Here is a 12,109-nt window from a genome sequence, read left to right as displayed (position 1 = left end):
TGGGCCGGTCACCGAGGACGGCTGACCCCGGCCATGTAGGCACTGATGCCGCGCCGCTGGACCATCTCGCCAGGGATGATCTTGGCGCCCCTCGGGGGCGGAGGCAGCTTGCGCTTCTTCCTCGTCGACTGATCACCGCCAATGAGGTGGCGATTGTCTACCTTCTCCTCGCAGTCCCGTCCCTTCACCTCGTCGTACGGGCGGCGGCAGCCCTTGCAGTACACCTCCAGGGCGTCCACGCGCTGACCTGCGGCGGTCTTGAAAGAGCCGCGGAAGTCTGCGATGGACGCCGTGCGCGGCTCCACCTGGATCTCGGCAGCGACGACCCAGGTGTGCGAAAGGTCCGCAGGCGCCTCAGCGGGCTCGGGCGGAGGCTCGGGAAGTGCCGCTTTGGCCTCCGCCTTTACCACAAGCGTCGGCGCAGGCGTCGGCCTCGACGGGAACAGAGGTTCCTGCCAGAAGGCCCGGCCTGTCGCCGATGAGAGGGGAGCGGTAGCAGTCGTCACCCATTCCTCCGCGTCTCTGGGGTGATGGGGTTGACACAAGGGCCAACCCCTTTCTCTACAGCGCGGAACGTCGAACAGGCTTGATCTGTTACAGCTCCCCTCTCTTGGCGACCTACCAGGCTTGCAACTCGGTTTGGACCAGGGCATGGGCCTCGTCCCCGTACACCGCACCCTGCGCCAGCAGCTCGAAGGCCCTGCTGTAGGTGGTGACCTGCTCGGGGTCGGTGTGGGTCGGGGTGTCCGCGAAATTCTCGATCTCGACGCGTGCGCCGTCGAAGATCGAGAAGCTGTTGCCGGGGTAGATGTCGAGCTGCGCGCGGTCGGGGATCACACCGAGCGTGAGTCCCGTGAGGTCGAACGATTCGAGTAGGCGCCCAAGTTGGCCGCGCATGACGGAGGCTCCGCCGATGTTACGCCGGAGGGCGGATTGACCGAGGAGCACCTGATAGGTGCGGTCACCCGTGCCAATGAGTTCCGCGCGGGCGGTCCGGGCAGCAACGCCGGCCTCGATGTCGTCGGGGAAGCCGTGGAAGTTGACCACGAGTCGCAGGATGGCCCGTACGTAGTCCGGAGTCTGGAGATTGCCCCAGACGATGTTCTGGCAGTAGTGCCGCGAGTCCTTGGTCTGCCGAACGAGATCGAGGAATGCCTCTTGCGTCGGACCCATGCCCTCCTGGTGCAGTTCCGACCAGGACTTCGACGGGTCGGTGGACGTCGTCATAGTTCAGAGCCCTTCACGAGGTGCGATTGGCTGGCTCTCTGGCGCGGAGGCGTTCGGTGGGGCGTAGGGGGTGAAGTGGGCGGGGGGACAGTCGATCGGGAGGTCGGACCGCCAGGCAGACAGAATCTGGGCGCTGCACTCGAACAAGTCCTGCTGAGGAAGGCTGTCGAGGGGCCACCACTGCCAGTCACCGACGCTCTCGTCTCGTTGCGTGGAGGGTTCGCCCTGCCAAGCGGTCACGATCGCGCTTACGGTGATGCGTACGACGTCGCCGACGTGATCGAGGAGCGTGCCGAGTAGGACCACATCCTCGGGTCGGGCAATCAGTCCGGTCTCTTCGAAGAGTTCGCGGACCACGGTGTCCTGCAGAGTGCAGTCGATTGACTCCACGCTTCCACCGGGCAACTCGATCGTTCCACGACGGTGTCGCCCCAAGAGGAGACCCTGCTCGCCGAGGACGATGGCACCGACCCCCACGGCTGCGTGCGGGGCCGGTGGGCGAGTTGTGCGTGGGCGGCTCGGGATGCGTCGCCGGGCCCGAATGAGCTGGTGGACAACGGGGTTGTTGTCGTCGGGTGCGGCAAGGAGCTGGATGTTGGTGACGGCGAATCCAGCATCCGTGAGCAGGTCTTCCCAGAGCTGCGGGGTCAGTACCCAGCACTGCACAGGAAGAGGTGGGTCCTTGCGCAGCAGCACCTCCTGATGGCGCGGTGCCACGGTGTTGACGGGGCCTTGTTCGTTCATGTCCGTGTGCAGAACGGAGAACACGAGCGGGGCGCCAGCGCGTAGGCCGTCGCGCAGGGCAGGCAAGGAGACGTGCGGGTCGATGTACGCGAGGGTGCCGATGGCGTACGCCGCGTCGTACGGCTCGGCGTTCTTCAGGTGATCCAGGACGTCGCCGTGCAAGAAGCGGACTCTGGGCTCGGCGGTGAACCGGTCGGCAGCGCGGCGGTGTTGGGTCGGCGACTGCTCGATTGCGGTGACGCGGGCGCCGTGGACACGTGCGAGGTGAACGGCATGGTGGCCTGCGCCGGAGCCGATGTCGAGCACGTGCTTGCCCGCGATGTCGCCAAGGGCTTCGGCTCCCGGGCCTACGCCTGCCCACGGTCCCCAGGTGAGCTGTTCCGGAACTGGTGGCTCGTAGGCGCGGTCGAGCTGGCGCTGACCGTAGATGGTCCAGCTCTCGGCGTTGACCGAGTGGGCGCTCAATGTGTTGCCCCTTTCGAAGGGCTGGGGTTTCGGGGTCATGGGCGCAGGGCGAAGCAGCTGAAGGAATCGTCGATCTGCGTCACGTCTGCACGCGACCAGCCGCTGGTGAGAAGTTTCTCCGCCGGCGCGGTGATCGCCCAAGGCTCGGGAGTGCCACCCCGATTCCGGTGCACGGATGTGGCCACCCAGAAGATGCCGCCGGGGGCGAGGAGCTGCCGCACCTGGGACAGGAAGGCGGGCTTGTCCGAAACCCAGCGGTAGACCAGACGGCAGGTGATCAAGGAAAATGCAGGTTCGGGCAGGCCACTAGGGTCGTCTTGGGCAAAGTCGAATGGCCGGAAGTCCAATGTGGGGTGCGCGTCACGGGCGAGGGCGACGGCGCTGGGTGCGCAGTCGATCCCGGTGGGACGGTAGGCAAGCTCGGCGAGGCAGCGCGTCAGGGCACCCGTCCCGCAGCCGATATCGAGTGCGGGCCGACCGCGCCCGTGTCCTACTTGCCGAAGCAGTGCTTCACGTTCAGGCCGGTTGATGCCTCGGTAGTGGCGGCCCGCCTGCCACAACTGCTCCCAGTACGCAGCCGCGTTGTGTGTCTCGGTCTCCGTATCGGTCATCAGCTTGCCCTCGCAGTGCCCGTAGGGGTGGTGCTGCCAGCCTCGTGTGCAGGCTCAGCCTGGGGCAGGTCTCGGGCGGCGATGCGCTCCATGTGCCGTTCGAACACCGCCTGGGCATTGGGGTTCATGCGGATCAGGGCGACCATGCCGGTCGTGATCACGTCGCAGACCTCGGACTCGACGTCGTCCCAGGTGTGGGAGTGACCCTTGCGGGGGTTCTGCCCCATCGCCCCGATCACGGCTTCCGCGACTTCGCCCGCTTCTTCCTGGATCTTGAGGAGCTGGAGCAGGATGCGTTGCTCGCGAGGCAGGTCGGAATGGTCTTCCAGACGGCCGGCAAGGCGGGCGATTGTCTTCCAGGTATCAGTCATGCGCGTCTCGCTTCCGAGTACGTGGGAGGAGGGGAACGATTCCATGCCGGTATGGGTCATCGGTCCTGGGCCAGAGCCACGAGCTCGGCGAACAAGCCACCGGAGCTGACCAGGTCCTCGTACTCGCCGTGCTCGATAACTCGGCCTTTGTCCATGACAAGGATGCGGTCGGCGAGGCGGGTGTTTTCCAACTGGTGCGTGACCACGATCGTGATGCGGTCGGCGGCGCCGCGTTTGATCTTCTCGAAGATCTGATGCTCACCCCGGGCGTCCATTTGAGAGGTGGGTTCGTCCAGGATGAGCAGGTCAGGGCGCCTGTAGATCGCGCGAGAACAGGCCAGGCGCTGCCACTGCCCACCGGAAAGTTCGGCGCCCCCGAAGACTTCCCGGGCAAGCAGCGTCTCGATGCCGTCCGGCAGCGCCTCAACCGCCTCTCGCATGCCTACGGCGTCGATCGCGTCCCATACAGGCAGGTCGTCGCGGGTACGGGGCTGCCCGAGGGTGACGTTCTCGCGCACGCGCAGCGGCCATTGGGCGAAGAGCTGCGGCACGAGCCCGGTACGGGCCCAGACGCTGTTCTGGTCAAGGGTGGCGAGGTCTGCGCCGTTCCACAGAACACGACCCTTGTCAGCCAGGTAGATGCCAGTGATCAATCGCAGGAGGGTGGACTTGCCGCTGCCGTTCTCGCCGACGATGGCCAGGATCTCGCCGCGGTGCAGAGAGAGGGATACGCCGTCGACGGCCGGGCTGTTCTTGCCGGGGTATTGGTAGACCACGTCGTCGATCCGGATTTCCTCCACGGTCGCGGGGGCAGGCAACTCGCCGCGCTGCGGGGCACGTTGAGCGGCATCGTCGAGGAACGTCTGCATGTCGGTCAGATAGAGGCTGGTGTGGAACAGCGCCGCCCCGTTGATGATCACCTGGGAGAGCGCTGCGAGGGTGGTTTGAACGGCGACGACCGCGGTCGCGGCAATGGCGAGTTCGATGCGTCCCGTGGTGGCCAACCAGGCGAGGGCGGCCCAGGCCAGAAGCAGGAAGGCGCCGCCGACCATCGAGGACAGCAGGGTGATGCGCAAGGTGCGTGGAGCGGCGCTCAGCAGACGGCGGTCGATGCGCTGCGACAGCGACCGATACCAGAACAGCAGATAGCCGGTCATGCCGTTGGCGCGGACTTCGTCACCGTGCTTCGGCGTGGTGGCCCACCAGCGCATCATGTGGCGCACGTTGCGGTCCGACACGTTCGCGTAATGCATCTCGTAGTCGACGCGAGCGGTGAGAACTGCCCCGACGCCGGCGGGCAGGACGGTGAGGAGAAGCAGAGGCAACATCGCCCAGTGCAGCACGGACAAGACTCCGCTCGCGGCCACCATCCTGATGAGAGCGGCCATGAATCGCTGGGCGTCTGTCACCATCACGTGTGTTCGCGTAACGCCCATCTCGGCGGCTTCCTGCCGGTCAGCGAAGCCGTCCTGGGCGTAGGCCGCGGCTTCGACTCGGCACACGGCCTCGACCAGTGAGGTGTCTGCAGAGGTCGTGAGCGGCGGGGTGAGCCTGCGACCTGCGTACGAGGCGAGCGCGCTGGAGAGCCGCCCGAGTGCTGCTGCGCCAGCCACGACGAGCAGCGCGGGAAGCGCCTGATTAAGACGGTGGGCCACGGCTCCAGGGCCAAGGATCGGCTGCATGGCGCGAGCGGTCGCGGCCAGGCCCGCCGCGGCGGCGACGCCTGTGACCAGTTGGCAGGCGGCGAGGAGGAGAACGGCCGTGCGGTCGAGCTGCCAGGCCATTCGGCAGATACGGCGCAGCACGGACGGCAGGCGTGCGCACATGTGCGTGAAGGACACGTCGCCGAGCGGGTTGACGGAGTATTCGCCGCTGTAGCGGATCTCCGCAGGTGGCGGAGGGGGTGGCGTCTCAGCGTTTGCAGTCGAGGCGTCAGTCACAGTCACCTGTGTCCCTCCTAGGGGGTCGGGGGCCGCACCTGGATGATTCGGCGGTGCACGGCATAACGACGCGGCGCCGGAATCGAACGCGCTCGATTCCGGACGTGATTGGGTCCTTGAGGCGCAAGGGGTCGAACGTGCGGACACGGTGTTGGGGCCGCTCCCGAGCGGAGAGAATTGGCCGAATCGCCGACGCCTGAAACGCCTGTGACGATTGAGGTTCTCAGTGGCTGATCGACTCCTGGGGAAGACGGGATGCAGTCAGTGGCCAACTTCACGCGATCGAGGGGCAGTTGCGTTGTGATGTCGCGTGCACGGGTGTGTCACAGGAGACTGCGGAGTGCGACTTCGCCCTTGTCGACAGCCTCCGTGAGCGCGTGCATGTGGTGTTCGGGCAGGCACCCCGCCCCCAGACCTGACGCGGCGACCGCGGTGTCCAGCTCCCGACGCTGCGCGACGGTCAGGGATGGGCACGCGGCAGCGTGAGTCAGGACGTCCCGGGCGGCGTACGCGTCAAGAGCAGCCGCGTTGGCGACGGCGTCGCTCAACGAGCCCACGCTGGGGCTCGTTCGGTCGCGGGCCAGGTCGAGCGCGGCTAGACCGGCTCGGGTCTGGAAGACGGCGGTTGAGGGGTCAGGTTCGGCGATCAGTGTGGCTACCTCGCTCAGCACGAGGTCCAGGTCTGGTTGCGGCACGGGCGCGGACGGGGGTCGGCAGTAGACACGCAGGAGAGCCGCGATGGTGTTCTCCCACGGCTCAGTCGGGGCGGTGGCGTCGATCGTGTCGCGGGCCTGCTGATCGAGGCCGCGTTCCATCAGGGCCATGATCTCAATTTGGCGGCCGTCGAGGAGGCGGTTGCCGATGCCGCGGTACGAGGTCATGGCGTCGGCGGCCTCGGTCCATCGGCCGATCCGTGCCAGGGCTCTGGCACCGTCGACGAGCACGGTGATCCACAGCTCCTCGCAGACCTTGCGGTGGTCGGCGTCTGTGCCGATCAAGACAGCGAGGTCCACGGTGTGGCCGTGGATTTCGGCGGTATCGCGTTTCTGGGCGGCGCGGTACAGCCGAGTGAGGACGTGGTAGGCGGCCTTGCCGTCGCCCTCGCGGGTCAGTAGCCGGGAGATGTTGATGAGGGGCATCAGCGACATCACGGCGATGCCGCCAGTGAGGCGCCCGGCGTCAGCGAAGACCCGGTGCTGCCTCCAGCACAGGTCAGCGGCCAGGTCGGGTAATCCGACGTCGGAGGCGATCAGAGCGGCGTAGTTGAGGACGCCACTGGCGCGGGCCACCAGATCATGGTGACCCGCGTCAGCGGGTGCGATAGTCAGCCCGGTGAGGTGGGTGATTCGCTCGTCCAGCGGGAGCGCCGGCGCCTTGGGACGACGGACTAGCGGGATGCGGCTGGCTATCGCGGGGATCACGGGCTCAGCCCTTGCGCGGCCAGTCGACGACAAGGCGGCTGTACGCCTTGTCGATGATGAAGCGCGGGTCGGCGGCCGTGATCTTGTCGCGAGCGTCGCCGACGGCCATGCGGAAGGTGGGTTCCGGCGCGGTGTTGCCCCAGCCCTCATCCCAGTCGCGGATCTCGCCCGCGACCTGATCGGCGAGTCCGGCGGCACGGGAGCCGTGGCCGATGACGCCGATCTCCCAGAAGCGGCCCTTGTCATCCTCGCCCTCGCGGATGGTCAGGTAGGCCAGGCTATCGCCGTCGAGCGCGGCCATGGAGCCCCAGCCGAAGTGCGGGGTGAAACCGGGGCGCTGGCCGGGCATGCGGGACAGACCGTTGGGCAGCACGGAGGCCAGGTACAGGTACAGCCACTCCCAAGGGTCGCCCTGCCGGAACTTCACGCCGGTGTAGACCTTGGCCTGCTTCTGGTCGAGGACGGTGCGGATCGCGTCGCGGTCGACGCCCTGCTCGCTGAAGGTCTCCAGGCGGACGTTGCCTTCACCCTCCATACGCACAAGGGTGTAGACGTCGTCGCAGACGCCCTTACGCAGGGGTACGAAGGTCGCCATCTCGCAGGAGACGGTCTTCCAGGTGTCGCCGTCGCGCTCGAAGGCGAAGCTGCGGGAGATACTGCCGCGAATCCGCATCGGGAGGACCAGGCGTCCGCCGGGGGCGAGCTGGTCGAGGATCTTCACAGGCACATCGCCCGCGCCGACCGTGAACTGGATGCGGTTGAAGGGGGCGTGCTCGGGAAGGCCGGCGGCGCCGTCGCCGAGTACCGCGGTCACGTTCGTCGCCCCAGCCTCGGCGAGGTTCTTGTTCGCGCCGTCGACGATGTCCTGATCGACGTCCACGGTCCACACGTGGCCGCCGGGGGCGACGAGCCTGCCGAGCAGGCGGGCGTTGTAGCCGGTGGCCGCCCCGGCCTCCAGGACCTTGTCGCCGGGCTGCGCACCGAGCTGTTCGAGCTGGGTGGCGACGATCGAGGGGGCGGAGATACAGGAGATCATCTCGCCGTGCTCGTCATGCTTGGTGGGCACCGCGTCCTCCTTGTACGCCGACTCAAGGTCGACGCCGGGAAGGAATTGCTGGCGCTCGGTGGCGCGGAAGGCATCGATGACGGCGGGGGTGTGCAGGTGGCCGCTGTCGACAAGGCGGTTCACCAGGGCTTCACGCATGTTGGCAGCGTCGTTGACGGATGTCACGGTGGTCTCCATTCGAGCGAGATTAGGGTCCGGGGAAGCGGACCGGCGAGTAGACACGTCAGCTCCTTCCCCTGCGGCAAAGGCGACCTCGCGGCCCAGCCATGCGGTGGCGGCCTGCTCGGCGGCAGGTACTCCCGCACGGTTGAAAGCGAAGATCGCGTGATGGGCGAGAACGGCGCGCAGGCCGCGTATCAGGCGCCCATCGGCGGCGAGTTGGCGCAGGCGACGGCCGGCGTCCTCGAACGCGGCGAGGCGTTCGTCCCAGCCGGGTTCGGTATCCGGCCGTTGCGCCGAGTCGGCGTTCATCAGGCGCCGCATGGCGCTCACCGCCTGGTCGCTGGCGGGGCCGGTGGGCGGGGTGACGGGCTGCCGTAGGGCACCGAGTTTCGCCCAGACGTCCCCGGCCTCGAACGGGTCGAGTCCCGCCGAGCGGATCATGGCGGAGAGCAGCAGCACACAGCGCTCTCGGCCGCCGGGCAGGTCGACCTCGCGCAGGGCGCTGCGGCTGTCGGCGCAGAACACGTTATGCGCCACGTCCATACCCTCCCGGCCGCCGAATGCCTCGGTCTCCGGCTCGTAGATGCCGCCGACCCATCCCGTGACCTGCTGGTCGGCGACGAGGCGGTCCAGCAGGGTGCCGACGGGACGCTCGGTGCGCAGCCGCAGACCTGCGTCCTTGCGCAGGAAGTGGAAGCGCTGGTCATCGAGTGCGGACGCGAGTGCCTGAGCGGCCTCGGGGCTTACCGCTCGCCCGGGAAACGCGACGCTGGCATGCCACCAGGTCGTTTCGGTGGTGATCGGAAGGTTCTCGTCGGCGAAGTCCATGCGTGTGGGCACTCCTTGTCGCTGGGCGGCGGTTCGGTTGAAGGCGGGTCAGGTGATCAGCAGGACGCTGGTCCAGTCCGTGGTGTTCGTGCCGTCGAGGGCAAGATGCGCTCCGGCGCGGCCTTCCATGAAGCCGGGCTTGGGCAGCCGGTCCAGGTCCGCAGCCAGACGCCTGCTCAGGTCGTGGATCGCCGGAGAGAACTGCTCTGGCGTGGGGCTGTCGGTGGCGACGGCACGAGCGATCGTCACGAGTCCGGCCCATCCGTGGCACAACGTGGCGTCGACGATCCGGCCGAGATGAGACAGGTCTGTCAGCGTGCTCAGGGCGGTGGCCTCCGCTGCCTGCCGGCGGTTTGGGTCGTCGAGCGCGAGCGCAGCAAGCTGCTGGGCGCGGGCGATGCCGGGTTGGCCGTAGCACCAGGACTGACGTGTGAGCTGCGGTTCGGACAGCTCGTTGCCCGACAGTTCGTCGTACGTGGTCCAGTAGAGGGCGCCGTACGTGTCGAGCCAGCGTGCGAACACTGCGATGGCGTCGAGTTGCCCCGGCACGTGGACGTTGTGCCGGACGGCGAGCGAGAGCACCGCCAAGGGGCCAGCCACGCCGTGCGCGACACCGTTGTTGCCGTGCCCGCCGGGCATGTCCTCCCCGCCGGGCCCGACCGCGGACCACCAGCCTGGCCACTCCCGGCCCTCGATACGGATCGGCTGCGCCAGGGACACCAGGTAGGTCAGCACCTCCCTGAGCCGCGGCGAGTCCGCGCCGCGGGTCAGCAGCAGCGCGCCCAGCCCGGTCAACCCGCGGATGAGGTCGAACTCCGCCAGGTGCGGCAGCGCACCTGACGCCCTCCGCCGGTGGGCGGCGGCCAGCCGGGCATCCACAACGCGGTCGACGACGTCGCGGACAACGCGGCCGGCATGTCCGGCGCGGGAGAGCACGAACTCCAAGGCGGGGGCACCGTGGAACAGCGACGCGTTGCCTCCGGCGCTGACGCCGCCCGTCACGGCCTGAGCGAGGAGGCGCCGCGCGGCGGAGTGATCACCGCGCTCTATGTGCAGCAGGGCCATCCCGAGGGTGCCCTCGGAGAGATCCTGCGTGCGGGCCGGGATCGCCATTGTCGTCATGAGCGGGCCTTCAGCGGGACGACGAGGTTGTGGGCCCTGCCGCCGATCCAGCCGTCGGCGTCTGGCGGTGGCGCCTCGTGCAGGGTCACGACTCCGATGGGGCTGGCATCCAGGTGGGCACGCAGCAGGTCCAGGTGCATGTCCTGACGCAGGTCGAGCGGAAGCTGCTGGTCGTCTTCGGCCAGGAGCACGCGGTCCGGCACGCGGAAGCGGGCCATCCAGGCGTGCAGCCGTTCGGTCCACTCATCCAGCGTCGCGGTGCGGTCGGGCAGATCCCGGGCGCGCACCTTCCATCGCGCGGCCACCAGGATCGAGCGGCGGTAGTGCACCGCCGGGGTGAACGGCAATGTCCATGCCGCGCCCCAGTCGAACCAGGTCACCTGTGGCGTGGTGGCACGGCTGATCTCGACCAGGAACCGCGCCAGTGGCGGGGTGTAGTTGTTCCACAGGAAGTTCAGCGCGGTCGGCGCGAGCAGTTCCAGGTGCGTGCCGGTGGCAGCCTCGGCGAGATACGGGCGGCCGTCGCCGATACCGACGGCCAGGTCGGAGGGGAACAGCACGCCCTTCTCCGGGTGCCGGAACTCGCCGACGCTCACCAGCCGGGGCATGACGCGCGGGGCGCGGGTGAGCAGGTCGGCCGGGACGCGTCCGGCGTGGAAGGAGAGCTGGGCCAGCTCCGCGCCGGCCTCGGCGGTGGGCAGGTCGGTGTACGTCGCTCCGGTATCCGGGAAGAGGTGCCAGAACCGGCCCGTCATCGAGCCGGCCGAGCGGGAGACGGTGGAGACGTGGAGCCGGAAGTTCCCGCGCTCCAAGGCGTGGGGCGAGCGCGCGTTGAGGCGCATGCCGAGTTCGAGGTGGGGCGTGGTGGCGGTGGGCTTACCCGCGGCGGTCTCCAGTTCTTCGATCATCGCGCCGGTCAGAGGGACGGAGCGGGAGCCTTCGATCGCGGCGGTTCCGGCCAGTTCCAGCAGGATCCGGTCTCGCCGGGCCATGGGGCGGGGAGGTTCGGACACTTGGCCGAACCCGTCGGGAAAGCCCAAGCCCTGCTCGGGGTCCAGCACCAGGCCCAGCGGAATCTCTGCGGAATCGCCATAGCGCTCGGTGAACTGCTCGATCCAGCGGCGCCAGGCCGGGATGCCGTTGGGGTGCGTAGCGATCCGGGTGAGGACAGTCGCCGCGGTCGCCGCTTCCGTCAGGACGGTGTTCGGAAGCCGCACTGTGGCGTCAAGCCGCAAGTCGGGGGCGACTGTCTTCTCGCGGACCTCCACCTGCAGAGCGGGCGGCAACGTGTCGGTGGGGTCGACGATCGTGGCGGGTGCGCGCAGCGACGACCGGAGCAACCGCACGCGTAGAAGCTGTCCGAGTAACGCGGTTCGGTGCTGCGCGGTCGTGGTCGGGAACTCGGCGGCGAGCTTGTCGGCCAGGACCGAGTACCGGATCGGGCTGCGTGCGGCGTCGAGGATCAGCTTGAGCGCGGGCGTCAGCGCAAGGGAGAACTCCGAGGCGCCTTCGGACGGGACGTAGACGCGCCCGCCACGCTGCTGGACGAGGTTGTTGACGCACACGTCGACGTCGCCCATCCGCTCGCCGTCTGCTTCCCAGCCGCTGATCGCCGCATCGAGCGCCACCGGGTCGGGCCGGGCGACGGCCTGGTGCTCGTCGCCGACGCGGGCCTCGGCCGTGTCGGCGAACTCGACCAGCGCGACGCCCGCGAAGAGACCGTATGGGGTAGGGCGACGTGCGTACCGGATTGCGTAGCGGGCGATGGCCAGTGCTGCTCGTCGGACCCGGCGAAGTCCCGGGGACCGTCCGTCGAGGACTGTTTGCACCTGGCGAGCCAGATCCGGGCTGGCGCTGGTTACGGCGTGCCGGAAGGTGTCGTCGTCCCACACCGCACGCAGCCACGCACGCCACTGTCCGAGCGAGGCTGAGGGGCCTGGCCAGGGAGGCATGCTCGGCTCGGTGAGGTTCACTGCGGCACGCAGCATCGGTTCTCCGGCGGCTCGGTACAGGCTGTGCCGTACGCGCGTCATCCCCTCACTCCGTTCTTGGTAGGCGGGGCGGGGGGGGGGGGGGGGGGGGGGGGGGGGGGGGGGGGGGGGGGGGGGGGGGGGGAGGGGGGGGGGGGGGGGGGGGGGGGGGGGGGGGGGGG

10 protein-coding genes are annotated in these 12,109 nt (G+C 68.6%); all 10 read right to left on the bottom strand.

Going from position 1 to position 12,109, the window contains the following annotated elements; translation table 11 throughout:
- Positions 1-8 precede the first annotated feature (8 nt).
- The 10 genes from AC0699_RS19860 to AC0699_RS19815 all read right to left on the bottom strand — a co-directional run bounded on the left by AC0699_RS19860 (position 9) and on the right by AC0699_RS19815 (position 11,990).
- Entirely contained in the window at positions 9-410 is a 402-nt protein-coding gene (locus AC0699_RS19860; protein WP_478661823.1) for a hypothetical protein, read from the bottom strand.
- Between the two features lie 208 nt (positions 411-618).
- Positions 619-1,227, bottom strand: a complete 609-nt coding sequence (locus tag AC0699_RS19855) for a DUF5753 domain-containing protein (RefSeq protein ID WP_478661821.1) — start codon at positions 1,225-1,227, stop codon at positions 619-621.
- Between the two features lie 3 nt (positions 1,228-1,230).
- A complete protein-coding gene (locus AC0699_RS19850) occupies positions 1,231-2,475 on the bottom strand; it encodes a bifunctional class I SAM-dependent methyltransferase/NUDIX hydrolase (protein WP_478661820.1) in 1,245 nt (414 codons plus the stop codon).
- Positions 2,472-3,047 (bottom strand): class I SAM-dependent DNA methyltransferase, encoded by a 576-nt coding sequence (locus tag AC0699_RS19845; protein ID WP_478661817.1) that lies wholly within the window; start codon positions 3,045-3,047, stop codon positions 2,472-2,474. Before AC0699_RS19845 ends, AC0699_RS19850 begins: the two co-directional genes overlap by 4 nt.
- Entirely contained in the window at positions 3,047-3,418 is a 372-nt protein-coding gene (locus AC0699_RS19840) for a MazG-like family protein (RefSeq protein ID WP_478661813.1), read from the bottom strand. Before AC0699_RS19840 ends, AC0699_RS19845 begins: the two co-directional genes overlap by 1 nt.
- Positions 3,419-3,474: 56 nt before the next feature.
- Positions 3,475-5,364 (bottom strand): ATP-binding cassette domain-containing protein, encoded by a 1,890-nt coding sequence (locus tag AC0699_RS19835; protein WP_478661811.1) that lies wholly within the window; start codon positions 5,362-5,364, stop codon positions 3,475-3,477.
- A 317-nt stretch (positions 5,365-5,681) separates the two neighbouring features.
- Positions 5,682-6,647: a hypothetical protein gene (locus AC0699_RS19830; protein ID WP_478661809.1), complete on the bottom strand. Its 966-nt coding sequence runs from the start codon at positions 6,645-6,647 to the stop codon at positions 5,682-5,684.
- A gap of 136 nt (positions 6,648-6,783) precedes the next feature.
- Positions 6,784-8,835, bottom strand: coding sequence for a methyltransferase, FxLD system (gene fxlM / locus AC0699_RS19825; RefSeq protein ID WP_478661808.1), 2,052 nt, complete (start codon positions 8,833-8,835; stop codon positions 6,784-6,786).
- Between the two features lie 48 nt (positions 8,836-8,883).
- The gene (locus tag AC0699_RS19820; protein ID WP_478661805.1) at positions 8,884-9,957 is read right to left on the bottom strand and encodes a lanthionine synthetase C family protein; all 1,074 of its coding nucleotides are present in this window, start codon (positions 9,955-9,957) and stop codon (positions 8,884-8,886) included.
- Positions 9,954-11,990 carry a lantibiotic dehydratase family protein gene (locus AC0699_RS19815; RefSeq protein WP_478661804.1) on the bottom strand — a complete coding sequence of 679 codons (2,037 nt, stop codon included), beginning with the start codon at positions 11,988-11,990 and terminating at the stop codon, positions 9,954-9,956. The genes AC0699_RS19820 and AC0699_RS19815 overlap by 4 nt, the downstream gene beginning before the upstream one ends.
- Between the last annotated feature and the right edge of the window lie 119 nt (positions 11,991-12,109).

It is taken from the genome of Streptomyces sp. NPDC043870, assembly GCF_056435785.1.
The sequence above is the reverse complement of the archived record's forward strand: the minus strand, read 5'-3'. Positions and strand labels throughout refer to the sequence as shown.